Origin of the sequence: Kitasatospora sp. MMS16-BH015, from assembly GCF_002943525.1 — a bacterium.
Classification (GTDB): Bacteria; Actinomycetota; Actinomycetes; order Streptomycetales; family Streptomycetaceae; genus Kitasatospora.
The window spans coordinates 5,067,728-5,090,543 of record NZ_CP025394.1; the positions used below are offsets into that span (position 1 = coordinate 5,067,728).

Sequence of the window (22,816 nt, forward strand, 5' to 3'; positions counted from 1 at the left end):
GTCGATTGTTGACCGAGCGTGCCTATCGCTGTGCTCCCTGTGATTCAGTTCTTCTGGCAATCGGACGATAACCAATCAAGAACTATCCGAAGCAGCCGGGGAGCCCCCGCATGGAAGCCGAGTCGGAGCCTTACGTCCGCCTCGCGACCCTCCGTACCTTGCACCGGGTCGTGGCGGACCTCAACGCTGCCCGCAGCCTGGCGGGCACGTTGCAGGCCGTGGTCGAGGGCGCGGTGCACGGGCTCGGGTTCGACGCGGCCGCCGTCAGCCTGGTCCGGGCCGACGGCGACCTCGTGGTGGCCGCGGTCTGGGAGCTGGAGGAGAGCGCCTTCGGCGGCCCCTCCGTGCTGCTCGGCCAGGTCGGCTCCCGGGAGTCCTGGGAGCGGATGCTCGGGGTGAGCGACCACTGGGGCACGCTGCGCTTCCTGCCGCACGACCGGGGCTGGGCCATCGGCGGCGACCTGCCGACCTGGACGGGCGACGGCCCGCTGCCGGTGTACGCCAACGACTGGCACCCGGCCGACTTCCTGCTGGCCCCGATGTACAGCGCCGGCGGCGACCTGCTCGGGGTGCTCAGCGTGGACCGCCCGCGCAGCGGCAAGCGGCCCGGGGCGTGGACCCGCGAGGCGCTGGAGATGTTCTCGCTGCAGGCCTCGATCGCGATCGGCAACGCCCGGCTGCGGGCCGAGATGCAGCGCGCGCTGGCCCGGCTGGAGAAGGAGCAGCAGGCGCTGCGGGCCAGCGAGGAGAGCTTCCGGCAGGCCTTCGAGTACGCCCCCAGCGGGATGGCCATCACCGAGCTGCACGGCGCCGGCCGGGGCCAGCTGACCAGGGTCAACGACGCGCTCTGTCGGCTGCTCGGCCGCCCCCGGGCCACCCTGCGCCAGCAGTGCTTCGCCGATCTGGTGCACCCCGACGACCTGGAGCTGCTGCTGCGCACCAGTGCCGAGGGGGGCCGGGCCGAGCTGCGGCTCTCCCGCCGGGACGGCGGCTACCAGTGGGTCTGCCTGCGCAATTCGGTGGTGGCCGACGCCGCCGAGGGCCCGAGCTTCCTGCTCACCCACGTCGAGGACATCGAGGAGCGCAAGCGCCACGAGCTCCAGCTGGCCCACCGGGCCAGCCACGACGCGCTCACCGGCCTGCCCAACAGCGCCGAGCTCAAGGCCCGGCTGGGCCGCCGGCTCTGCGCCCACCCGCCGGCGGTCGGTGGGGCGCTCCCGCCGCTGTACGGCACGCCCGCGCCCCTGGACGAGCCCGCGTACGCCCCCCAGGGGGTCTCCTACAGCGCGCACAGCGCCTTCGACGGCCTCGGGGTGCCCGGGAGCCTCACGCACGCCTACGGGGCCCCCGAGGGCGCGCACGGCTACGAGGGCGCGCACGGCTACGAGGGCGCCGAGGCGGCCGCCTGGGCCCGCCCGGGCGAGCGGCCGGCCCGTGCCGACGGCCCGGCCGACCACGTGCACACCGTGGTGCCCGGCGAGGCCCCGGGCGAGTGGGGCGGCCCGTTCCGCTCGGGCAGCGGGGAGAAGGGCCTGGCGGTGCTCTTCTGCGACCTGGACGGCTTCAAGTCGATCAACGACCGGTTCGGCCACAAGGCCGGCGACTCGGTGCTGATCGAGGTGGCCCGCCGACTGCAGCAGGTCGTCCGCGAGGGCGACACCGTGGCCCGCCTCGGCGGTGACGAGTTCGTGGTGCTGGCCGACGGGATCGGCCGCGAGGAGGCCAAGGACCTGGCCGGGCGGCTGCGGAACGCGATCATCCCGCCGATGCGGATCGACAACCGGACCACCCGGGTCGGCGTCTCGCTGGGCATCGGCTGGGCCGGCTGCGGGATGTCCATCGAGGAGGTCCTGCACGCCGCCGACGAGCGGATGTACGACGAGAAGCGGGCCCGGGGCGGCGCCGCCCGGGGCGCGCGCGGCGAGCGCTCGCACCGCCGCGCGGGGTGACGGGCGCTTTCCGGCCCGTCAGGTGCGGAAGGTAGGGTTCCCCGGTACGAGTTGTCCCTATTCCGCCCGCACGACCGCCCGTGCGCGGCGCCCACCGCTGGGAGTTGAACGCCGTGACCACGCCCGGTACGAACGGAGCGCCCGAGGGAGCGGCGGACGAGGATCCGTTCGCGTACCTCTACCGTCCGCAGGCGGGCGAGGAGGCGGCGGAGCAGCCGCGCGGGGCGATCAGCCGCCCGATGGAGGTCGGCCGCGCCCAGTACGGCCAGCAGTCCGCCTACGGGCAGCCGTACGGCCAGCAGTACCCGCCGCAGCAGCCCCCGTACGGTCAGCAGCCGCCGCCCTACGGTCAGCAGCAGCCCACCGTGCCCGCCCAGCCCAACCGCTACGCCGAGCACTCCCGCCCGCAGCCGGGCGAGGACCGGCCGAGCGGCGGCCGGGGCAAGGCCGCGGTGATCGGCGCGGTGGCCGTGGTGGCCGCGATCGCGATCGGCGCCGGCATCGCGCTGAGCGGCGGCGGTGGCGGCAAGACCACGAACGACGCCGGCGGCAAGCACACCGCCGCTCCGGCCAGCCCGGCGCCCAGCTCCGCGACCGCCTCGCCCTCGGCCACCCCGACGGCCTCCAGCGCGCCGATCGCCGACGCGAGCAAGCTGCAGGGCCAGGGCACCAGCAGCGCCAGCGCGATCAAGGGCGCGATCTCGGCCGACGGCAGCTACCTGACCCTCCAGCCGGGCGCCTCGATCACCTGGACGGTCAGCGTGGCCGCGGCCGGCCAGTACAAGTTCTGGCTGCACTACAACAACAGCGGCGCCGACGTCCCGGCCGCCGTCTCGGTCAACGGCAAGGACCGGGACGGCGGGGTGACGCTGAAGAACTGGGCCAAGTCCAGCGACCCGACCCAGTCCTGGGTCTCCACCAACATATGGCCGGAGCTGCAGGCCGGGACGAACACCCTCACGGTGTCCATCCCGGCCGGGGGCAGCGGCTCCGTCCCGGTCGACCAGGTGGCGATCACGCCGATGTCGGCGAGCAGCTACCCGCGCTGAGCGCCGGGCGACCACCCGCGCCGAGCGCAGGACGAGGGGTGAGCAGCGGGACGCAGTCCGCTGCTCACCCCTCGTGCGTTCCGGCTCAGGCCGCGTGCGCCACGCGGGAGAAGCGGTCCGCCCCGACGATCCAGCGGCCGCGGCGCATGACCGCGACCAGGTCGTAGCTGTCGGAGTCGAGCACCACGAGGTCGGCGTTCTTGCCCGCCTCGAGGGAGCCGATGGAGTCCGCCAGGCCGAGCAGGCGGGCCGGGACGGTGGAGAGCGACTGCACGGCCTGGTTGAGGCTCAGGCCGTTGACCGTGACGGAGCGCTTGAACGCGACGTTCAGGGTGAGGGTGGAGCCCGCGATGGAGCCGCCCTCGACCAGCCGGGCCACGCCGTTCTCGACCCGCACCTGGAGCGGGCCGAGCGGGTAGAGCCCGTCGCCCATCCCGGCCGCGCCCATCGCGTCGGTGATCAGCGCCACCCGCTCGGCCCCGGCGGTGCCGTAGGCCAGGTCGAGCACCGAGGGGTGCAGGTGGACGCCGTCGTTGATCAGCTCCACGGTGACCCGCTCGTCCTCGAGCAGGGCGACGATCGGGCCCGGGGCGCGGTGCTGGATGCCCGGCATCGCGTTGAACAGGTGGGTGGCGACGCTGGCCCCGGCTGTGATCGCCTCCAGGGTCTTGGCGTAGTCCGAGTCGGTGTGGCCGACGGCGGCGATGATGCCCTGGTCGGCCAGCATCCGGACGGACTCCAGCCCGCCGGGCAGCTCGGGCGCGAGGGTGAACATCTTCGCGGCGCCGCGCGCGGCCTCCACCAGCTTGCGGACCACCGCCGGGTCCGGGTCGCGCAGCAGGTCGGGGCGGTGCGCCCCGCAGCGGCCGGGGGAGATGAACGGACCCTCGAAGTGGATGCCCGCCAGCACCCCGTCCTCGACCAGCTCGGAGAGCACGGCGGCCTGGCGGCACAGGTCGTCGATCTCGCCGGTGACCGTGGAGGCCATCGTGGTGGTGGTGCCGTGCTCCAGGTGCGTCCGGGCGACGAGCTGCGCCTCCTCGGCGATGGCCGCCGAGTAGGAGCCGCCGCCACCGCCGTGCACGTGCAGGTCGACGAAGCCGGGGACGACGGTGTGGCCGGTCAGGTCGATGTCGCCCGGCTCACGGTCACCCCCGAGCCCGGCGATGGTGGCGCCCTCGACGGCCAGCCGGCCGTTCTCGATCACGCCGCCCGGCAGGACGAGTCGGGCGCCGGCCAGTGCAGTACGGTCCGCGGTTGTCACGCGGTCACCTCCATGGAGAGCAGATCCCAGGCGAGCAAACCGGCGCCCAGGGATGCGGCGGTGTCTTTGAGCATGGCCGGTACGACCTTCGGGGGCATCTGGAAGGTCAGCCGCTCGGAGACCGCCGCGCGCAGGGGTGTGAAGAGGGTGTCACCCGCCTCGGCCAGGCCGCCGCCGACGATCACCACGGCCGGGTCGAGCAGGCTCTGGGCCAGCACGATCCCGTCCGCGAGGGCGTCCACGGCCGTCCGCCAGACGGCCAGCGCGCGCTCGTCCCCGGCGTCCACGGCCGCGGCGCAGGCCGCCGCGTCCGCCGCCGGGTCGCCGCTCGCGGCGGCCCAGGCCCGGGAGACGGCCGAGGCCGAGGCCAGGGTCTCCAGGCAGCCCCGGGCCCCGCAGCCGCAGGCCGGCCCGCCGGGCCGGACCACCACGTGGCCGATCTCGCCGCCGTAGCCGTGCGCCCCAGCCTCGATCCGCCCGTCGATGCCGATGGCCCCGGCGATGCCGGTGCCCAGCGCGACGAAGAGGAAGCGGGAGACGCCCTGACCGGCGCCGATCCGGCCCTCGGCCAGACCGCCGGAGCGGACGTCGTGACCGAGCGCGACCGGGATCAGCGGCCGGCCGGGTTCGGCCAGCCGCTCGCCGAGGAGCTTGCGGATCGGGAGGTCCCGCCAACCGAGGTTGGCGGAGAACACCGCGATGCCGTTCTTCTCGTCGATCGTCCCCGGCACGGCGACGCCGGCCGCGAGGGGCGCGACGCCGTAGCGGGCGCGGCCCTCCGCGGCCAGGTCGGCGGCGAAGTCGAGGATGGCGGTGACGACGGCGTCGGTGCCGTGCTCCCGCCCGGTCGGTCGGCGTGCTTCGAACAGCACGGAGCCGTCCTGGGCGAGCAGCGCGGCCTTCATGCCGGTGCCGCCTACATCGAGTGCGATGACGTGCTTCACGGTGGACAGTTTCCCTTGACCAGGTCGGAGAGGTCTAGTCCAGTTGCGCGATTGGTCTGGTCCATGAGGGTGAGGTTTGTCGCCTTTGGCGGTGGCGTGGGTGGATTCAGGCTTTCCGGCAACCTTCTTTCCTGATACCCGGTACGGGAGTTGGGACGCCTGGGCCGCCCGGTGGGACCGCTCTAACGGAGGACGACCGAGCGGGTCAGCGCCCGCGGCTCGTCGGGGTCGAGACCACGGGCCTCGGCGGTGGCCACGGCCAGCCGGTGCACCCGCACCAGATCGGCCAGCGGGTCGAGGGCGGAGGTGACCAGCTCGGCGCCGGTGGCCGCGATCTGCTCGGCCAGCCCGGCCGGGGGCTCGCCGAAGGACCAGACCAGCCGGCCCGGGGCGGCGATGGCGACCGGGCCGTGCCGGTACTCCATCGCCGGGTAGGACTCCGTCCAGGCCCCGGCCGCCTCGCGCATCTTCAGCCCTGCCTCCAGGGCCAGGCCGTTGGTCCAGCCCCGGCCGAGGAAGCTGATCTGCTCGGCGCCGGCCCAGCCGGGCGGCAGCGGCTCGGCCAGCGCGGCCTCGGCGTCCTGTGCCGCCGCCGCGACCGGGCGCACACCGGGGGCGAGCGCCCCCTCGATCTCCAGGTGCGCCCGCAGCAGGGCCAGCGCGGTGGTGGCGAACCGGGTCTGCACCACCGACTCCTCGTCGGCGAAGTCCAGCACCACGGCCTGCCCGGCGGAGCGGTGCACGGGGGTGTCGAAGGTGGCGGTGATCGCGGTGGTCGGCGCCTTGAGCCGGTCGAGCAGGTCGAGCACTTCGGTGGTGGTGCCCGACCGGGTGATCGTCAGCACCCGGTCGTACCGGCGCCCTTCGGGGTACTCGGAGGCCGCGAAGGCGTCCGTCTCGCCGTGGCCGCCGGCCTCGCGCAGCGCGGCGTACGCCTGCGCCATGAACCAGGAGGTGCCGCAGCCGACCACCGCCACCCGCTCGCCGCGCTGCGGCAGGGCCGGGGCGGCCGAGGCGGCGAGGCCGGCGGCGCGGCGCCAGTTCTCCGGCTGGGTGGCCAGCTCCTCGGCGGTGCGGGAGGTCCTGCGGGGGCTGTCGGGCATGGGCTGACTCCTGTCGCAGCGCTCGCGGGCCCACGGCCGGGCCCACCGCTCGGGCGGTGCTCGACTGTGTGCGTGAAGATGTTTGATTTATAGCCCTGGCGCGCAGAATTGCGCAATGAGCTCGGCAGAGTCGCAGCCCCGACCCCACTCGGACGGGCGGACCTGTGCCAAGCTGGGCGCGCTTCGCGCAGTCGCGCGCGGAGGTGGCCGGACTGCTCGGAAGGGGCGGCGTGTCCAGGTACGAGCGGTGGAACGCACTGCTGGAACTACTGGCCGAGCAGGGCAAGCTGGAGGTCGAGGAGGCCGCCGAGGCGCTGGACGTCTCCGCCGCCACCATCCGGCGTGACCTCGACCAGCTGGCCCGTCAGCAGATGCTCACCCGCACCCGGGGCGGAGCCGTCGCGCACAGCGTCAGTTACGACCTCCCGCTGCGCTACAAGACCGCCCGCAACGCCGACGCCAAGCAGCGGATCGGCGCCGCCGTGGCCGCGCTGGTCTCCCCCGGCGAGGTGGTCGGCCTGAACGGCGGCACCACCACCACCGAGGTGGCCCGCGCCCTGGCGGTGTGGCCCGAGGGGGCCGAGGCCGGGGCGGCCCCCGGGGGCCAGGTGCTCACCATCGTCACCAACGCGGTCAACATCGCCAACGAGCTGACGGTCCGTCCGCAGGTCAAGATCGTGCTCACCGGGGGTGTGGCCCGGCCGCAGTCCTACGAGCTGATCGGCCCGCTGGCCGGTCTGGTGCTGGCCGAACTCGCCCTGGACGTCACCGTGTTGGGCGTGGACGCGCTGGACGTCGGACACGGCGCCACCGCGCACCACGAGGGCGAGGCCAGCGTCAACCGGCTGCTCGCCGAGCGGGCCCGCCGGGTGGTGGTGGCCGCCGACTCCTCCAAGCTCGGCCACCGCGCCTTCGCCCGGATCTGCGGGGTCGAGCGGATCGGCACCCTGGTCACCGACCAGGGCATCGGCGCCGAACTCACCGCCGCCTTCGAGGAGGCGGGCGTGCGGGTGATCGCGGTGTGACGAGCGTTGCGCGCTGCGCAACGTGAGGGGCCACTTCGGTAACTACGGCCGAGGAGGTCTGGACCACCGCTCGGAGGCGCTGACAGTGTGGCCGCCGCCCACCCCGTGCGAAGGCGGTCACCCGTGTCGAACCCCCCTGCCCAGAAGTCCCGTTGGTCCGCCCTGGTGGCCGCCTGCGTGCTGTTGACCGGCGGCTGCGGCAGCCTGCTGCCGCTGGGCGGCGGGGGAGACGTCACGCTGAAGTTCGTCGCGGCCGACTACGGCGACAGCGAGGCGACCAGCTCCACGCCGTACTGGAACGACCTGGCCCGGGCCTTCGAGGCGGCCAACCCCTTGATCAAGGTGGACGTCCAGGTGGTGCCCTGGACGGAGATCGACAAGCGGGTAGCCGACCTGATCAAGAAGGGCGACACGCCCGACGTGGTGCAGACCGGCGGCTACGCCGACCAGGTCGCCGCCGGGCGGCTCTACCCCGCGAGCGACGTGCTCACCATCGACACCCAGGCCGACCTGATCGACGCCTTCGCCAAGGCCGGCCAGGTGCTCGGCAGCCAGTACGGCATCCCCTTCGTGGCCTCCTCGCGCGCCTTCGTCTACAACAAGGCGATCTTCACCAAGGCCGGCATCGACCAGCCGCCGGCCACCTGGGAGGACCTGCGCAAGGACGCCGAGCAGATCAAGCGCAAGGTGCCCGGGGTGATCCCGTACGGCCTGCCGCTCGGGCCCGAGGAGGCCCAGGCCGAGGCCAGCATGTGGACCATGAGCGGCGGGGGCGGCCTGGCCGACACCGGCGGCAACTACACCGTCGACAGCCCGCAGAACCGGGCCACCTTCGACTGGCTCCGCACCCAGCTGGTGCAGCCCGGCCTCACCTACCCCGACCCCGCCGCGGTCGACCGCAAGGCCGCCTTCGCCGACTTCGTGGCCGGCAAGGTCGCGATGCTCGACGGGCACCCCTCGCTGATCCAGAAGGCGGTGGCCGCGAAGGTCGACTACGGCACCAGCCCGATCCCGCACAAGGACCCGCAGGCCAAGCCGATCACCCTCGGGGTGGCCGACTGGATGATGGCCTTCAAGGCCAACGGGCACCGGGTCGAGATCAAGAAGTTCCTCTCCTGGGTCTACCGGGAGGACAACACGCTCAAGTTCGACGAGCAGTACAACCTGCTGCCCGTCACCCAGTCCACCCTGGCCGCGATGACCGCGGGCGGGCACGAGGACCTCAAGCCCTTCCTGGCCGTGCTGCCGAACGCAAGCTTCTACCCGCTGGGCGATCCGGCCTGGGACACCGTGAACGGGCTGGTCAAGCAGCGGATCGGCGGGGCGGTCAAGCAGGGCGGCGACCAGGTGCTGGGCGACCTGCAGGCGGCGGCCGCGCAGGCCGCCGCCCACTCCCGGGGCTGATCCCCGGCCGCCGGTCGGCCGGGGTCAGCCGATCGCGTAGGCCTTGCGCAGCGTCTCGTGCACCGTCCAGGTGGTCCGGTCGCCCTCGCGCAGCACCGCCACGTCGCCCGGGCCGACCTCCAGGGTCGGGCCGCCCTCGAACTCGATGGTGGCCCGGCCGCTGACCACCACGAACATCTCGTCGGCCTCGGTGTCCGTCACCACCCCGGGCGTGATCTGCCAGATCCCGCGGATCCGGGAGCCGTCCTCGGACTCCCAGATGACCTTCCCGGAGACCTCGGGCGTGCCGGAGACGATCTGGCCCGGGTCCAGCGGGTCGGGTTCGAGGTCGGCGTCGGGGATGTGCAGAGCGAAGCTGTAGTCCATGGCCCCGACGCTAACCGCTGCGCCCGCCCGGTGTCGGCGGCAGAGTGTGTCCGGTCGGCCGGGCAGAATGACAGGGTGACGGAGGCAGCGGGCTTGAACGAGCGGGAACGGGCGGTCCTCGCCCTGGAGGCCCGTCAGTGGCGCACGGCCGGCGCCAAGGAACGCGCCGTCCGCGAGGAGCTCGACCTCTCGGCCACCCGGTACTACCAGATCCTCAACGGACTGCTCGATCGCGAGGCAGCGGCGGCGCACGCGCCTGTGTTGGTCAATCGTCTGCGGAGACTGCGGGACCGTTCCCGCGAGGAACGGCAGGGCAACGCCTGAGAAAGTGTTGGGTAAGCGGGTGACTACTCGTTCTTGAGGTCATCGGCGAGGCGGCGGGCTGCTTCGGTCTCGATGGGGCCGCGTGGTTCGACCTCCTCGCCGGCGAGGCGGGCGGCCATCAGGCGGATCATGGCGACCTTGATCATCGCTTCGGCGTGCGCGGTCTTGCGCTCGTAGTCCCGTGCCAACCGTCTGCACCGCCCCAGCCAGGAGAATGTCCGCTCGACCACCCACCTGCGGGGCAGCACCTGGAAGCCTTTCACATCCGCGTTGCGCGGCACCGCCACCACCGTCAGGTTCTCGTGCGCGGCAGCCCAGCCGACCAGACCGGCATCGATCGCGTTGACGTAGCCGCCGTCGACCCAGACCAGCCCGACCTGCGGGAACAGACCACGGATGCCGGCCAGGACCAGCTTCGCGCCCGCCCGCTCCTGGACGGACGCGGAGTGCACGACCGCCTTCAGGACCAGTCCACAGCTGTCCACCAGCAGGTGCCGCTTGCGGCCCCGGACACGCTTGCCCGCGTCGTAGCCGATCGCCTCGCCGCCCTGGTGACTGCGTACGGACTGGGAGTCCAGCACCGCCGCCGACGGCTGCGGATCCCGACCGTCCGCGACCCTCACCCGGTCACGCAACACGTCGTGGACCCGGTCCCACGTCCCGTCGGCGCTCCACGCACGAAACCACCGGTAGGCCGCGTCCCACGGCGCCAGGTCGTGCGGCACCAGCCGCCAGGCACAACCACTGACCAGGACGTACAGAACCGTGTCGACGACCAGGCGGCGAGGGAACTTCAGCGGCCGGCCGCCCCTGCGCGGATCCCGCCCCGGCAGCAGCGGCTCGATCACCGCCCACTGAGCATCCGTCAACGACGAGTCGTACGAAGGCTTGCACGAACAGACACACATACCGGTGATCCTCGCGGGCTCCTCGACCACGAAGATCACCGGCCGCACATCACACCAAGCAGTCGATCAATTACCCAACACTTTCTGAGGGGCGCGGGGAACGGCGCGGCCCACCCTGCACTCTGCCGCTGCTTTACGCTCATGCCCTCGTTGCACTGTCCGATGATGGTGCAACTGGCTGACCGGGGGAGATGACACGACCGTTCCTCCCGACCTCGCGCAGTTCCCCGCGCCCCTGATTTCTTCCGTATGGTCCGTTGGTATGGAGCTGAAGACGTGGGTTGCGCAGCTGGGTGATCCCCGGCGGGCGGTGGTTGGGCTCGACTTCGACGGGACGTTGGCGCCGATCGTGGCGGATCCGGCGGCGGCCAGGGCGCATCCGGGGGTGGTGCCGGCGCTCGCGGGGCTGGCGCCCTACCTGGCCGGAGTGGTGATCGTGACCGGGCGGCCGGCCGAACTGGCCGTGCAGTACGGGGGGTTCGCCGGGGTGCCGGGACTGGAGCGGTTGACCGTGCTGGGGCAGTACGGGGCGGAGCGCTGGGACGCCCGGACGGGCGAGCTCTCCTCGCCGGAGCCGCCGCCCGGGGTGGCGGCGGCCCGCGCCGAGCTGCCCGGGGTGCTGGCTGCGGCGCCGGAGGGCACCTGGGTGGAGGACAAGGGCCGGGCCCTGGCCGTGCACACCCGCCGCACCGAAGATCCTGGTGCAGCAATGGAGTTGCTCCGGGAGCCGGTGGCCGGGCTGGCCGCCGCGCACGGGCTGGTGGTCGAACCTGGCCGCTACGTCCTGGAGTTGCGTCCGCCGGGGGTCGACAAGGGTGCCGCCCTCACCGCCTACCTCGCCGAACTCGACGCTCACGCCGTGCTGTACGCGGGAGACGACCTCGGCGACCTGCCGGCCTTCGAGGCCGTCGAGCGGCGCCGCGAGGGTGGCCACCCCGGTCTGCTGGTGTGCAGCGGCGCCACCACCGGCGAGCGGCAAGTCACCGAACTCGCCGACCGGGCCGATCTGGTGGTGCCCGGGCCGGAGGGCGTGGTCGAGCTGCTCGCCGACCTCGCGGAGCTGCTCAGCCCGCCAGCGCGGCCCTGATCTGACGGGTGGTCTGCGCCGCCACCCGGGGGTGCGTGGCGGCGTACCAGCGATGGGCGTTGAGGCCGGTGGCCAGGGCCCAGGCGCGGCCCCGGAGCCAGGTCGCCCCGTCCAGGCCGAGGGCGGCCCGGAAGGCGGCCCGGGGACCGGGGTCGAACAGGGTGAAGGCGATGGTGAGGTCGCAGGCCGGGTCGCCCAGGCCGAGCCCGCCGAAGTCGATGACGGCACTCAGCTGCCCGTCCCGGGTGAGCAGATTGCCGGTGTGGAAGTCGCCGTGCACCCAGACCGGCGGCCGCTCCCAGTCGGGGGCGGCCAGCGCCTCCGTCCAGAGCCTGGTCATCGCCGAGCCGTCGAAGGGGCCTTCGGGGCCGCCGAGTTCGGCGATCGCCGAGCGGGTGTCGGCGTCCCGGTCGGCCAGGGTCTCGACGGTGAGCTCGGGGTGCGGCCCGGCAGCCGGGGCCCGGTGCAGGGCGGTCAGGAAGGCGGCCAACCGGGGGACACACTCGGGGGAGTCGGTCGGCAGCTGCGGGGTGGCCGGTGCCCCGTCGAGCCAGCGGGCCACCGACCAAGGCCAGGGGTAGCCGAGCCCGGGTTCGCCCAGGGCCACCGGGATCGGGACGGCCAACGGCAGGTGCGGGGCGAGCAGGGGCAGCCAGCGGTGCTCCTTGTGAGCCTGGCCGACCGCGTCCCGGTGGCGTGGCAGCCGGACGGCCAGCTCCCCGCCCAGCCGGTGGATCACGTGGTCGGACCCGGCCGGGTCCACCAGCGCCAGCGGCAGGTCGGCCCACTGCGGGAACTGCCGAGCGACCAGCCGCCGCACCAGGTCGGTGGTGACTGCGGTCTCCCTGTGCGCTGCCTCTGCGCTCTCCGTCATGCCGGCGAGTATGCCGGACCCTCAGCCCAGTGCCTCCAGCTGGTCGAGGAACCACTGCTGGGGCGGCAGGGCGGTCGCGGCGGCAGCCAGCCGCTTCGTCCGCTCGGTCCGCTCGGCGGCGGGCATGGTGAGGCCCTGGTGCAGGGCCTCGGCGGTGGCGAGCACGTCGTAGGGGTTCACCGTCAGTGCGTCCTCGGCCAGTTCGGCGTAGGCGCCGGCCTCCCGGGAGAGCACCAGGGCGCAGCCCGCGTCGGAGACCACCGGGATCTCCTTGGCGACCAGGTTCATGCCGTCCCGGATCGGGTTGACCAGGGCCACATCGGCCAGCCGGTAGGCGGCCAGCGAGCGCGGGAAGTCGTCGTTCACGTGCAGGATGAGCGGCTGCCAACTCGGCGTGCCGAACTCGTCGTTGATCTCATGGGCGATCCGCTGCACGGCGGCGGTGTACTCCCGGTACTCGGGCAGGTCGTGCCGGGAGGGGTAGGCGAAGGCGATGTGCACCACCCGGTCCAGCCACTCGGGGCGGCTGCGCAGCAGGTGCCGGTAGGCGAGCAGGCCGCGGACGATGTTCTTGCTCAGCTCGGTGCGGTCGACCCGGACGACGGTGCGCCGGTCGCCGACCTGCTCGCGCAGGGCGGTCAGCCGGGCCTCCACGTCGGGCTGCTGTGAGCGCTCACGCAGGAAGTCGCCGTCGGCGCCGAGCCCGTGCACGCCGAGGCGGGTGGTGCGGCCGTCGTGGGTGACGGTGAGGGCCTCGCGGTCGACGGTGGCGCCGAGCACGTCCGCGCAGCAGTCGGCGAAGGCCAGCGCCCAGCGGCGGGTGAGGAAGGCGGCCCGGTCGGCGCCCAGGATGCCGGTGAGCACCTGGGCGGCCACGTCGTCCGGCAGCAGCCGGTAGTACTCGGGCGGGGCCCAGGGGGTGTGCGAGAAGTGGCCGATCCGCAGGTCCGGGCGGAGCTCGCGGAGCAGGGCCGGGGCGAGCGAGAGGTGGTAGTCCTGCACCAGCACGGCGGCGCCCTGGGCGGCCTCCCCGGCCAGGGCCTCGGCGAAGGCGGCGTTGTACGCCCGGTAGGACTCCCACTCGCGGCGGAACCGCTCGTCGAAGACCGGCTGGACGGGGGTGTCGTACAGCAGGTGGTGGACGAACCACAGGGTGGAGTTGGCGACGCCGTTGTACGCCCGGGCGAAGGTGCCCGGGTCGATGTCGAGCATCCGGACGGCCTGGTGGCCGGTGTCGAAGCCGCCGAGGTCGAGCCGGCCCGCCGGGCTCTGCCGGGCGGCCTGCCGGTCGGCGTCCCCGAGGGCCGCGCAGACCCAGACGGCGGCCGGGTCGTCGATCGCGGAGAGCCCGGAGACCAGGCCACCACCGCCCCGGCGCAGGGTCAGGGCACCGTCGTCCCCGCTGCTGAAGGAGACCGGCCCCCGATTGGAGGCGACCAGGATGGGGGCGGCACCGTACCGGCTCGAACGTTCGCTCATACTGCCAACCTTGCCGCCCCCTCCGGCGGGCAAACCCCAGGCGGGGCCGGGAGTCGGCAACCGGCCAGGTGACTGGCCGGTTCGCGGCCGGACCTTGTCAGGACCGGCCGCCGCGCGGTACCGCCGAGGGCGCAGGGGGCGGACCGCCGCGCGCCTCAGCGCGGGGCCCGGTCCCGCCCCCGGTCCTGGCCGCGATCCTGGCCCCGGTCCCGGTACTCCGGGACGGTCCGCACCGGCGGCCGCTCCAGCGCGCCCACCGGGTGGGTGTGAGCGGTGAACTCGCGGGTGGCCGGGTCGCGGGTGAACTGGGTCAGCGCCGGGTGCACCAGGTCGGCCCCGGCCTTGAGCCGGTGGGTGCGGTCGAGGCGCTCCAGGGCGGTGCGGTAGATGGTGGCGGCCATCCGCCCGAGCGCCTGGCCGTCCTGGTGCCGGTGGTGCCGCACGCCCACGTCCACCTGGGCCAGCGCGTCCAGGCCGACCGCGTCCAGCGCGTCCACCAGCAGCCCGAGCTCGACCCCGTACCCGGTCGGGAAGGGCAGCCGCTCGAGCAGCGAGCGGCGGGCCGCGTACTCGCCGCCGAGCGGCTGGACGAAGCCCGCCAGCTGCGGCCAGTGCAGGCCCAGCAGCGGCCGGGCGACCAGCTCGGTGACCCGCCCGCCGCCGGCCGGGACGACCGCGCCGTCCGTCTCGAGCGGGCGGTCGTACATCGCCTTGACCAGCTGGAGGGCCGGATCGGTGAGCAGCGGCCCGACGATCCCGGAGACGAAGGCCGGGTCGAACTCGCGCAGGTCGGCGTCGATGAAGCAGACGATCTCGCCGGAGGTGACGAAGAGCGAGCGCCAGAGCACCTCGCCCTTGCCGGGGGCGGTGGGCAGCCGGGGCAGCACCTCGTCCCGGTGCACCACCCGGGCGCCGGCCGCGGCGGCCAGCTCGGCGGTGCGGTCGGAGGAGCCGGAGTCGACCACCACCAGCTCGTCCACCAGCGGCAGCCGCTCCATCAGCTCGGTGCGGATCACCCGGACGATCTCCCCGACCGTCGGCTCCTCGTCGAGTGCGGGCAGCACCACGCTGACCGTGCCCGCCCGGCCGGCCGCTCGCTTGGCGGCGAGCAGCGTCTCGGCGGGCCGGTCGGCGGCCGTCCAGGAACGGCGGCGCAGCCAGTCGGCCACCTCCGGGAGGAGAGCCGGGGTCAGCTCTGCTGGCACTGTGTCGCTCCTTGCAGGTCGTGATCGGTCGGGGCACCGGTGGGTACAAGGTGCCACGCCCCCAAGGGTGTTCCGCCCGGCAGCCGGCGGCGGACACCGTCATCTCGCTGGGCGGACGCTCCCTTGGAACTGCGACGCCTTCGGATACAGTCTTCGTACTGGGCCCGCGCCTTCGCACGTCGGGGTCGGCCCAGGAGTATGACCACAAGTTCACAGAGCTCATCCAGAGGGACTGAGGGAACGGCCCGTCGACGTCCCGGCAACCTTCTCGCACGGCTACTGACCATCGCGGTCGAGGCCCCGGCGGGACAGGTGCCAATTCCGTCCTGTGGCGCGCCCGCGTCACGGGGAAGATGAGGAGAGAGGCCTCCGCCATCATGGCTACCGCTACCCCTGAAGCGCCCGCGTCCGTCGACCTCGGCCCCGCCGTGGCGCTCTCCTGTCGCGAGTGCGGCACCCGCTTCCCGCTCGGCCCCAGCTTCGCCTGCCTGGAGTGCTTCGGGCCGCTGGAGATCGCCTACGACTTCGGCAGCGCCCCCGCCGAGGAGCTGCGCGCCCGGATCGAGGCCGGCCCGGCCAGCATCTGGCGCTACGCCCCGCTGCTCCCGGTGCCCGCCGACGTGGCCTCCAAGCCCAACCTGAACCCGGGCTGGACCCCGCTGGTCAAGGCCGACAACCTCGGCCGCGAGCTCGGCTTCACCGCCCAGCTGCACGTCAAGGACGACTCCGGCAACCCGACCCACTCCTTCAAAGACCGGGTGGTCGCCTGCGCGATCGAGGCGGCGCGCGCCTTCGACTTCACCACCCTCTCCTGCTCCTCCACCGGCAACCTGGCCGGTGCGGTGGGCGCGGCGGCGGCCCGGGCCGGTTTCAAGTCCTGCGTGTTCATCCCGCACGACCTGGAGCAGGGCAAGGTCGTGATGGCCGGGGTGTACGGCGGCGAGCTGGTCGGCATCGAGGGTAACTACGACGACGTGAACCGCTTCTGCTCCGAGCTGATCGGCGACTCGGCCGGCGAGGGCTGGGGCTTCGTCAACGTCAACCTGCGCCCGTACTACGGCGAGGGCTCCAAGACGCTGGCGTACGAGATCTGCGAGCAGCTCGGCTGGCGGCTGCCGGAGCAGATCGTCATCCCGATCGCCTCGGGCTCCCAGCTCACCAAGATCGACAAGGGCCTCCAGGAGCTGATCAAGCTCGGCCTGGTCGAGGACCGCCCGTACAAGATCTTCGGCGCCCAGGCCGAGGGCTGCTCCCCGGTGGCCGCCGCCTTCAAGGCCGGCCTCGACGTGATCCGCCCGGTCAAGCCGGACACCATCGCCAAGTCGCTGGCGATCGGCAACCCGGCCGACGGCCCGTACGTGCTCGACATCGCCCGCCGCACCGGCGGCGCGGTGGAGCACGTCACCGACGCCGAGGTGGTCGAGGCGATCAAGCTGCTCGCCCGCACCGAGGGCATCTTCGCCGAGACCGCGGGCGGGGTGACCGTCGGCGTGCTGAAGAAGCTGGTCGAGACCGGTCAGCTCGACCCCGCCAAGGAGACCGTGGCGATCAACACCGGCGACGGCCTGAAGACCCTGGACGCCGTCTCCGACGCCGGGATGACGGCCGTCATCCGCCCGACCCTGGAGTCCTTCCGCTCCGCCGGCCTCGCCTCCGCCTGAACCGTCACTGGACCCCGCTAGGAGCCTGATCGCATGAGCGCCACCGTCCGCATCCCCACCATCCTGCGCACCTACACCGGCGGGGCCGCCGAGGTCACCGCCGAGGGCGCCACCCTCGCCGAGGTCATCCAGAGCCTCGAGGCCGACCACCCGGGCATCGCCGCGCGGATCCTGGACGACACGGGCAAGCTGCGCCGCTTCGTCAACGTCTACGTCAACGACGACGACGTGCGCTTCGACAGCGGCCTCGAGACGGCCGTCGCGGACGGCGCCAGCGTCTCGGTGATCCCGGCGGTCGCCGGCGGCTGCTGAGCCGCCCGCGGGCGGCCCGCGCCTTTTCCGGCCCGCGCACCTCGCCACCCCCGAAAGCGGAATGATGAATTCCGCATTCGGGGGTGGCGTTCGCGTGCCCGGGGGAAATTCCGCCTCCGGGCGCGGGGTAGAGTGCGACTTAAGCGGGCCCTTTCCTTCCGCCTCGACACGTTCCCGGCACATCCACGGCCTCGGCCGGGGGCGGCCGTGCCCGCACCTCCGGCCGATCGCATACGCAAGGGGCGTCCGTCCGCTGAGACGTGTGTGCGGTAGTCCTGGGCGGAGGATGTCAGGCTGCCGTCAGAAATCTTCGGGCAAAGTGTTCCTTTCGCCCTGCTATGCCCGGTGCGAATTGCGTGGCTCTGCCGCTTTCCACCCGGTGCGTCCCTGTGAGCTGTCAGGGAATTCCATGAAGTTGGGCCTGTTGCAGAGGGCGTCTGTCCGGATACATTCAGCCGCGGTCGACGTATTCGGTGGGGCCCAGGGGGGTACCTCGGTCTCGGCCGACCACAGACCCGGGCCCGCATCCCTGCGGGTCCGTGAAGGGCCAGCACAGCACAAGGGGAGTTCGGAATGGCTCAGGGCACCGTCAAGTGGTTCAACGCCGAGAAGGGCTACGGCTTCATCGCGGTCGACGGTGGTGCGGACGTGTTCGTCCACTACAGCGCGATCCAGATGGACGGCTACCGCACCCTCGAAGAGGGCCAGCGGGTCGAGTTCGAGATCTCCCAGGGGCAGAAGGGCCCGCAGGCGGACATGGTCCGTGCCCCTGCGGTCTGACCTTTCCGAACTGCGGAGCCTCGGCTCTACCCGAGCTGGTGCTCACTGTCTCGCCCAGCAGGCCCGCACGACACCCGTCGTGCGGGCCTGCTGCCGTCTGCGGGGACAACGTGCGTGTCGGCCGAATGGGCTTGCACTCGGCACCCCCGAGTGCTAATCATTGGCGTTAGCACTCACAGCGTGAGAGTGACAACGGACCGGGTCGGTGAGGCCCCCGGGAGCGGCAGGGGACATGACCCCCGCACACCAGGGCCGTCCGTCGCGGGCACCTCTGGTCCGAGCAGTCGACCGTGTCCTGGAGGACCACTTCCGATGGCCAAGATCATCTCGTTTGACGAGGAAGCTCGCCGCGGCCTTGAGCGCGGCATGAACCAGCTTGCCGACGCCGTCAAGGTGACGCTGGGCCCCAAGGGCCGCAACGTCGTCCTTGAGAAGAAGTGGGGCGCCCCCACGATCACCAACGATGGTGTCTCCATCGCCAAGGAGATCGAGCTCGAGGACCCGTACGAGAAGATCGGTGCGGAGCTCGTCAAGGAGGTCGCCAAGAAGACGGACGACGTCGCGGGTGACGGCACCACCACCGCCACCGTGCTCGCCCAGGCGCTCGTCCGCGAGGGTCTGCGCAACGTCGCCGCCGGCGCCAACCCGATGGCCCTGAAGCGCGGTATCGAGAAGGCCGTCGCCGCCGTCTCGGACCAGCTGCTCGCGCAGGCCAAGGACGTGGAGACCAAGGAGCAGATCGCCTCCACCGCCTCCATCTCCGCCGCTGACACCCAGATCGGCGAGCTCATCGCCGAGGCCATGGACAAGGTCGGCAAGGAAGGCGTCATCACCGTCGAGGAGAGCAACACCTTCGGCCTCGAGCTCGAGCTCACCGAGGGCATGCGCTTCGACAAGGGCTACATCTCCGCCTACTTCGCCACCGACCTGGAGCGTATGGAGACCTCGTTCGAGGACCCGTACATCCTGATCGCCAACTCGAAGATCGGCTCGGTCAAGGACCTGCTGCCGCTGCTCGAGAAGGTCATGCAGAGCGGCAAGCCGCTCGTCATCATCGCCGAGGACGTCGAGGGCGAGGCCCTGTCGACCCTGGTCGTGAACAAGATCCGTGGCACCTTCAAGTCCGTCGCCGTCAAGGCCCCGGGCTTCGGTGACCGCCGCAAGGCCATGCTCGGCGACATCGCCATCCTCACCGGTGGCACCGTGATCTCCGAGGAGGTCGGCCTCAAGCTCGAGAACGCCGGCGTCGACCTGCTGGGCACCGCCCGCAAGGTGGTCATCACCAAGGACGAGACCACAATCGTCGACGGTGGCGGCGACAGCGACCAGGTCGCCGGTCGCGTCAACCAGATCCGTGCCGAGATCGAGAACAGCGACTCGGACTACGACCGCGAGAAGCTCCAGGAGCGCCTCGCCAAGCTCGCCGGTGGCGTCGCCGTCATCAAGGCGGGCGCGGCCACCGAGGTCGAGCTCAAGGAGCGCAAGCACCGCATCGAGGACGCCGTCCGCAACGCGAAGGCCGCCGTCGAGGAGGGCATCGTCGCCGGTGGTGGCGTCGCGCTGCTGCAGGCCGGTGTCGCGTTCGACAAGCTGGAGCTCGAGGGCGACGAGGCCACCGGTGCCAACATCGTCCGCGTGGCCCTGGAGGCCCCGATCAAGCAGATCGCGGTCAACGCCGGCCTCGAGGGCGGCGTCGTGGTGGAGAAGGTCCGCAACCTCCCCGCCGGCCACGGCCTGAACGCCGCGACCAACGAGTACGTCGACCTGATCGCCTCCGGCATCATCGACCCGGCGAAGGTCACCCGCTCCGCCCTGCAGAACGCCGCCTCCATCGCGGCGCTCTTCCTCACCACCGAGGCCGTCATCGCTGACAAGCCCGAGAAGGCCGGCGCCGCTGCCGGCGGCGGCATGCCGGGCGGTGACATGGACTTCTGATCCTGCTTCCAGGATCGGCGAGTTCGCTGCGTCCGCGAGGGCGGTTCCCGGTACTCCGGGGGCCGCCCTCGCGGCTTTCCTGCCGCCGGTCACCCGTTCGTGCGACTCTGGGCACATGGAAGGTCCTGGTGCTTCGGAGCGTGGCTACGGTGAGGGCGAGCAGGGTCGTGCGGGCGAGAGGAGGTCGACGGTGACCGCGATGACCGTGGAGACGGACCACGCGTGGGCCGACCTGCTGGACACCTGGCGGGACTTGGACGTCCCGGAGGGCTGGCGCGCCGAGATCGAGGAAGGGCAGATCGTCTTGGTGCCACCACCGAACAACGGGCACAACCTGATCGCCGGCGAGGTGCATCGGGCGCTGCTCCGGTGTGTCCCGGACGAGGTTGGCGTGTACCAGACGCTCGGCACCCAGATCCCGCGGCTGGAGAAGCTCTGCATCCCCGATCTTGTCGTGGTTGACGTGGCGGTGTTGAAGACCGGCAGGGACGATGACCCGATCGATGCAGCCGACGTCCTGCTGGCCATCGAGATCACGTCACGAAGCACGGCTCGGCAGGACCGTACCAAGAAGCTGTGGGGCTACGCGCACGGGCCGGTCCCGCTGTATCTGCTGATCGACCGCTTCGACCAGCCCGGCCCTACCGTGACGCTCTTCTGCGAACCCTCCGACGGTGCTTACCGACAGAGTCTGCGCACCCCGTTCGGAAAGCCGGTGAGTCTGCCGGAGCCCTTCGGCGTCACGCTGGACACCGCCTCCTTCCCGGCGCCCAGCTGAACTGCGCGACAATGAGGGGATGACCACCCCTGAGATCGAAGCCGCGCTGCACGGGGCCCGTGCGCTGATCCTTGCCGACCTGACCGCCCGGGACGTGGCGGATGCCGCCGTGGTGTCGCTGGTGGAGGAGGCGGTGGCGCACCGGCGCTGGTGGTTGGAGCAGTGGCCGGACGGGGTGGAGTACGTGCTCGGGCTGGTGGCCCAGGACGTGCAGGACAAGTTGCTGGAGACGTACGGCCGGTGGCCGCTCTGCGTGGAGTGCGCGGAGGCCGAGGACGACCCGCACGCGCTGAGCGTGGAGCCGGAGTTGGGGCCCGAGCCGCACTGGGTGTGCGGCAAGCGGGGTGTCGTGGTCGCGCCGGTCGGGGACCTGAAGTGATCTTCATCGACCCGCCCACCTGGCCCGGCCACGGGAAGCTCTGGTCGCACCTGGTGAGCGACGTCAGCTACGCCGAGCTGCACGAGTTCGCGGCCCGGCTCGGGGCTCCCGCGAAGGGCTTCGAACGGGACCACTACGACATCCCCGCGAAGTGGTACGAGGATGCCGTGCGGCTCGGGGCGCAGCCGGTCGGCAGCAAGGAGCTGGTGGCCCGCCTGACGGCGGCGGGCCTGCGGCGGCGGAAGGCCACCTACCAGGAGGGCTGAGCCCCCGGTCGGGCCGGGGCGGTCCTACCGGGTGAGTTCGGCGAGCTCTGCCGCCAGGTTGGCGCGGGCCGGGGCGTCGTAGCGGGCGTGGGCGGTCGGGGTGCGGAAGAGCGCCGGGAGGTCGAGCAGCTGGCGCAGCACGGCCGCGCGGCCCTCGCGGAAGGCCTCCGGCGGCACGAAGGAGTACTCCTCGCGGACGGCCGCCGCGTACGCCGCGTAGGCGTCCGGGGAACCGCCCAGCACGGCCAGGTCGGCGTCGCAGAGCACCTCGCCGTTGCGGTCGCCGGGCTCGGGGTGGTGGGTGACGGTGAGGCGGACCAGCCGGGCCGTCTCCTCGGCCAGGGCATCCGGCACGCCCGCGTCGGCCAGCGCCCGCAGGGCCAGCCGGGCGCTGCGCTCCTCGTTCTCGCTGCGCTCGGGCTGGTAGACGGCGTCGTGGTACCAGACGGCCAGGCGGACGGCGTCCGCGTCCTCCGCGTGCTCGGCGAGCAGGTCGACCTGGTCGAGCATCGCCCGCAGGTGGGCGGTGGTGTGGTAGCGCCGCTGCGGTTCGGACCAGCGCTTGAGCAGGTCCAGCCCGTAGGGCTCGGGGTCGGTACCGGCGGCGGCCTGGTCGTCGTCGGCGGCTTGGCCGGTGGCGGTGGCGGTGGCGGTGGCGCTGGCGGTGCTGGCGTCGGCGGGGGCGCAGCGCCCGAGCAGGGCGGCCCAGCGGTCGAGCATGTCGCGGTCTTCGGCGGTGGGCGGCTTCGGTGGCATGGGGCCATTCTGCCGTCGGGCCGTGGCGCGGAGGCGGGATCCCCTCGGGTCGCCGGGGCGGGGGCCGCTCCGGTCGCCGGGTGCGGCCGGGTGGTGTTGACTCGGCTCGGCCGCGCCGCCCTGGTCAGGGGTCTCGCCCCGGCGGCCCCGGATGTGGCAGGGTAGCAATATGTCTAGACCAATTCTCGAAGTAATCGCGCTGACCGCGCAGGACGCCCAGGCCGCCGAGCTCGGCGGAGCCGACCGGCTCGAACTGGTCACGGACATGGCCGCCGACGGGCTGACCCCGTCGGTGGAGGACTTCGTCAAGATCCGTGCGGCGGTGGAGATCCCGCTCCGGGTGATGCTGCGGATCCGGGACGGCTTCACGCCGGGCGACCTGGACGTGCTGCTCGCCCGGACGGCCGAACTGCGGGCGGAGGGCGCGGAGGAGTTCGTCTTCGGCTTCCTGACCGCCGAGGGCGCGGTCGACCTGGCCTCGACGGGCGCCCTGGCCGAGGCCGTCACCGGCTGCAAGTGGACCTTCCACCGCGCGCTCGACCACAGCGCGGACCGGGCCGCCCTCCGGGCCGCCGTCGGCCACCTCCCCGGGCTCGACACCTTCCTCACCTCCGGCGCCGCCGCCGGCGTGGCCGCCGGCATCGACACCCTCACCGCCGAACTCGCCCGCGCGGGCGAACCCGGCTACCGCCAGCAGATCCTGGTCGGCGGCGGCCTCAAGGCCGAACACGTCCCCACCCTGCGGGCGGCCGGCTTCGACGCCTTCCACATCGGCAGCGCAGTTCGCCTGTCCGGCTGGGAGAGTCCGGTGGACACCGCCAAGGTCGCCGAGTGGCGCACCCTGATCGACAGTTAGTTGCGCTAACCAGGGGTGCGGGGCCCCTCTGAATTCACTGCGTGCGCGGCCCGCTCTGCACTCTGCCGCTGTCTTGCACAGATGCCCAGTTGCACTATCCGTTGACGGTGCA

The 22,816-nt window shown here is 72.6% G+C and carries 23 protein-coding genes and 1 riboswitch; of the genes, 14 read left to right on the forward strand and 9 right to left on the reverse strand.

What is annotated here, in order from left to right; genetic code table 11:
* Positions 1-110 precede the first annotated feature (110 nt).
* Positions 111-1,949, forward strand: a complete 1,839-nt coding sequence (locus tag CFP65_RS22025) for a diguanylate cyclase (protein WP_104817802.1) — start codon at positions 111-113, stop codon at positions 1,947-1,949.
* Between the two features lie 113 nt (positions 1,950-2,062).
* Complete coding sequence (locus CFP65_RS22030) at positions 2,063-2,998, forward strand: hypothetical protein (RefSeq protein ID WP_158702309.1); 936 nt, start codon at positions 2,063-2,065, stop codon at positions 2,996-2,998.
* An 85-nt stretch (positions 2,999-3,083) separates the two neighbouring features.
* Here the strand turns inward: CFP65_RS22030 and nagA are convergent, their stop codons facing one another.
* The 3 genes from nagA to CFP65_RS22045 form a co-directional block, all read right to left on the reverse strand.
* Positions 3,084-4,262, reverse strand: coding sequence for an N-acetylglucosamine-6-phosphate deacetylase (gene nagA / locus CFP65_RS22035; protein ID WP_104817804.1), 1,179 nt, complete (start codon positions 4,260-4,262; stop codon positions 3,084-3,086).
* On the reverse strand, positions 4,259-5,206 hold the full coding sequence (locus tag CFP65_RS22040) for an ROK family protein (RefSeq protein ID WP_104817805.1): 948 nt from the start codon (positions 5,204-5,206) through the stop codon (positions 4,259-4,261). Before CFP65_RS22040 ends, nagA begins: the two co-directional genes overlap by 4 nt.
* Before the next feature lie 182 nt (positions 5,207-5,388).
* Positions 5,389-6,309: an SIS domain-containing protein gene (locus CFP65_RS22045; RefSeq protein ID WP_104817806.1), complete on the reverse strand. Its 921-nt coding sequence runs from the start codon at positions 6,307-6,309 to the stop codon at positions 5,389-5,391.
* 230 nt (positions 6,310-6,539) lie between these two features.
* Here CFP65_RS22045 and CFP65_RS22050 point away from each other — a divergent pair, with 230 nt between their 5' ends.
* Entirely contained in the window at positions 6,540-7,334 is a 795-nt protein-coding gene (locus CFP65_RS22050) for a DeoR/GlpR family DNA-binding transcription regulator (protein ID WP_104817807.1), read from the forward strand.
* Between the two features lie 123 nt (positions 7,335-7,457).
* Positions 7,458-8,738 carry an extracellular solute-binding protein gene (locus tag CFP65_RS22055; protein ID WP_254552510.1) on the forward strand — a complete coding sequence of 427 codons (1,281 nt, stop codon included), beginning with the start codon at positions 7,458-7,460 and terminating at the stop codon, positions 8,736-8,738.
* 24 nt (positions 8,739-8,762) lie between these two features.
* Here the strand turns inward: CFP65_RS22055 and CFP65_RS22060 are convergent, their stop codons facing one another.
* Positions 8,763-9,104: a cupin domain-containing protein gene (locus CFP65_RS22060; protein ID WP_104817808.1), complete on the reverse strand. Its 342-nt coding sequence runs from the start codon at positions 9,102-9,104 to the stop codon at positions 8,763-8,765.
* A gap of 75 nt (positions 9,105-9,179) precedes the next feature.
* Between CFP65_RS22060 and CFP65_RS22065 the strand changes: the two genes are divergently transcribed.
* Entirely contained in the window at positions 9,180-9,428 is a 249-nt protein-coding gene (locus tag CFP65_RS22065) for a DUF3263 domain-containing protein (protein WP_254552511.1), read from the forward strand.
* A gap of 23 nt (positions 9,429-9,451) precedes the next feature.
* Here the strand turns inward: CFP65_RS22065 and CFP65_RS22070 are convergent, their stop codons facing one another.
* Positions 9,452-10,336: an IS5 family transposase gene (locus tag CFP65_RS22070; RefSeq protein ID WP_104821039.1), complete on the reverse strand. Its 885-nt coding sequence runs from the start codon at positions 10,334-10,336 to the stop codon at positions 9,452-9,454.
* 262 nt (positions 10,337-10,598) lie between these two features.
* Here CFP65_RS22070 and otsB point away from each other — a divergent pair, with 262 nt between their 5' ends.
* Positions 10,599-11,423 carry a trehalose-phosphatase gene (otsB, locus tag CFP65_RS22075; RefSeq protein ID WP_104817810.1) on the forward strand — a complete coding sequence of 275 codons (825 nt, stop codon included), beginning with the start codon at positions 10,599-10,601 and terminating at the stop codon, positions 11,421-11,423.
* Here otsB and CFP65_RS22080 read toward each other — a convergent pair.
* From CFP65_RS22080 to CFP65_RS22090, 3 genes are all read right to left on the reverse strand, one after another.
* Positions 11,401-12,297: an aminoglycoside phosphotransferase family protein gene (locus tag CFP65_RS22080; protein WP_104817811.1), complete on the reverse strand. Its 897-nt coding sequence runs from the start codon at positions 12,295-12,297 to the stop codon at positions 11,401-11,403. The two genes, otsB and CFP65_RS22080, sit on opposite strands and share 23 nt — an antisense overlap.
* Before the next feature lie 21 nt (positions 12,298-12,318).
* Positions 12,319-13,776, reverse strand: coding sequence for a trehalose-6-phosphate synthase (locus tag CFP65_RS22085; protein WP_104817812.1), 1,458 nt, complete (start codon positions 13,774-13,776; stop codon positions 12,319-12,321).
* A 155-nt stretch (positions 13,777-13,931) separates the two neighbouring features.
* On the reverse strand, positions 13,932-14,981 hold the full coding sequence (locus CFP65_RS22090; protein ID WP_254552512.1) for a glucosyl-3-phosphoglycerate synthase: 1,050 nt from the start codon (positions 14,979-14,981) through the stop codon (positions 13,932-13,934).
* A 216-nt stretch (positions 14,982-15,197) separates the two neighbouring features.
* Positions 15,198-15,341: riboswitch (SAM riboswitch) on the forward strand.
* Between the two features lie 17 nt (positions 15,342-15,358).
* On the opposite strand from CFP65_RS22090, the gene thrC reads away from it, so the two are divergent.
* The 7 genes from thrC to CFP65_RS22125 all read left to right on the forward strand — a co-directional run bounded on the left by thrC (position 15,359) and on the right by CFP65_RS22125 (position 21,092).
* Entirely contained in the window at positions 15,359-16,642 is a 1,284-nt protein-coding gene (gene thrC / locus CFP65_RS22095) for a threonine synthase (RefSeq protein WP_104817813.1), read from the forward strand.
* Positions 16,643-16,675: 33 nt separating this feature from the next.
* A complete protein-coding gene (locus CFP65_RS22100; protein WP_104817814.1) occupies positions 16,676-16,954 on the forward strand; it encodes a ubiquitin-like small modifier protein 1 in 279 nt (92 codons plus the stop codon).
* A gap of 573 nt (positions 16,955-17,527) precedes the next feature.
* On the forward strand, positions 17,528-17,734 hold the full coding sequence (locus tag CFP65_RS22105) for a cold-shock protein (RefSeq protein ID WP_035798772.1): 207 nt from the start codon (positions 17,528-17,530) through the stop codon (positions 17,732-17,734).
* A 312-nt stretch (positions 17,735-18,046) separates the two neighbouring features.
* On the forward strand, positions 18,047-19,669 hold the full coding sequence (groL, locus tag CFP65_RS22110) for a chaperonin GroEL (protein WP_104817815.1): 1,623 nt from the start codon (positions 18,047-18,049) through the stop codon (positions 19,667-19,669).
* Between the two features lie 199 nt (positions 19,670-19,868).
* Positions 19,869-20,447 carry a Uma2 family endonuclease gene (locus tag CFP65_RS22115; RefSeq protein WP_254553047.1) on the forward strand — a complete coding sequence of 193 codons (579 nt, stop codon included), beginning with the start codon at positions 19,869-19,871 and terminating at the stop codon, positions 20,445-20,447.
* 19 nt (positions 20,448-20,466) lie between these two features.
* Positions 20,467-20,826 (forward strand): hypothetical protein, encoded by a 360-nt coding sequence (locus tag CFP65_RS22120; RefSeq protein ID WP_104817817.1) that lies wholly within the window; start codon positions 20,467-20,469, stop codon positions 20,824-20,826.
* A complete protein-coding gene (locus tag CFP65_RS22125) occupies positions 20,823-21,092 on the forward strand; it encodes a DUF4031 domain-containing protein (protein WP_104817818.1) in 270 nt (89 codons plus the stop codon). Before CFP65_RS22120 ends, CFP65_RS22125 begins: the two co-directional genes overlap by 4 nt.
* Positions 21,093-21,116: 24 nt before the next feature.
* Here CFP65_RS22125 and CFP65_RS22130 read toward each other — a convergent pair whose 3' ends face one another.
* Positions 21,117-21,812, reverse strand: a complete 696-nt coding sequence (locus CFP65_RS22130; protein ID WP_371682544.1) for a hypothetical protein — start codon at positions 21,810-21,812, stop codon at positions 21,117-21,119.
* A gap of 205 nt (positions 21,813-22,017) precedes the next feature.
* Here CFP65_RS22130 and CFP65_RS22135 point away from each other — a divergent pair, with 205 nt between their 5' ends.
* Positions 22,018-22,704, forward strand: coding sequence for a copper homeostasis protein CutC (locus tag CFP65_RS22135; protein WP_104817819.1), 687 nt, complete (start codon positions 22,018-22,020; stop codon positions 22,702-22,704).
* Positions 22,705-22,816: the final 112 nt, after the last annotated feature.

Coding starts and splice junctions, on each gene's coding strand:
- CFP65_RS22045 (WP_104817806.1), bottom strand. CDS start 6,309: ATGCCCGACAGCCCCCGCAGGACCTCCCGCACCGCCGAGGAGCTGGCC.
- CFP65_RS22120 (WP_104817817.1), top strand. CDS start 20,467: ATGACCACCCCTGAGATCGAAGCCGCGCTGCACGGGGCCCGTGCGCTG.
- CFP65_RS22085 (WP_104817812.1), bottom strand. CDS start 13,776: ATGAGCGAACGTTCGAGCCGGTACGGTGCCGCCCCCATCCTGGTCGCC.
- groL (WP_104817815.1), top strand. CDS start 18,047: ATGGCCAAGATCATCTCGTTTGACGAGGAAGCTCGCCGCGGCCTTGAG.
- CFP65_RS22060 (WP_104817808.1), bottom strand. CDS start 9,104: ATGGACTACAGCTTCGCTCTGCACATCCCCGACGCCGACCTCGAACCC.
- otsB (WP_104817810.1), top strand. CDS start 10,599: ATGGAGCTGAAGACGTGGGTTGCGCAGCTGGGTGATCCCCGGCGGGCG.
- CFP65_RS22070 (WP_104821039.1), bottom strand. CDS start 10,336: ATGTGTGTCTGTTCGTGCAAGCCTTCGTACGACTCGTCGTTGACGGAT.
- CFP65_RS22115 (WP_254553047.1), top strand. CDS start 19,869: ATGACCGTGGAGACGGACCACGCGTGGGCCGACCTGCTGGACACCTGG.
- CFP65_RS22025 (WP_104817802.1), top strand. CDS start 111: ATGGAAGCCGAGTCGGAGCCTTACGTCCGCCTCGCGACCCTCCGTACC.
- thrC (WP_104817813.1), top strand. CDS start 15,359: ATGGCTACCGCTACCCCTGAAGCGCCCGCGTCCGTCGACCTCGGCCCC.
- CFP65_RS22100 (WP_104817814.1), top strand. CDS start 16,676: ATGAGCGCCACCGTCCGCATCCCCACCATCCTGCGCACCTACACCGGC.
- CFP65_RS22080 (WP_104817811.1), bottom strand. CDS start 12,297: ATGACGGAGAGCGCAGAGGCAGCGCACAGGGAGACCGCAGTCACCACC.
- CFP65_RS22130 (WP_371682544.1), bottom strand. CDS start 21,812: ATGCTCGACCGCTGGGCCGCCCTGCTCGGGCGCTGCGCCCCCGCCGAC.
- CFP65_RS22105 (WP_035798772.1), top strand. CDS start 17,528: ATGGCTCAGGGCACCGTCAAGTGGTTCAACGCCGAGAAGGGCTACGGC.
- CFP65_RS22135 (WP_104817819.1), top strand. CDS start 22,018: ATGTCTAGACCAATTCTCGAAGTAATCGCGCTGACCGCGCAGGACGCC.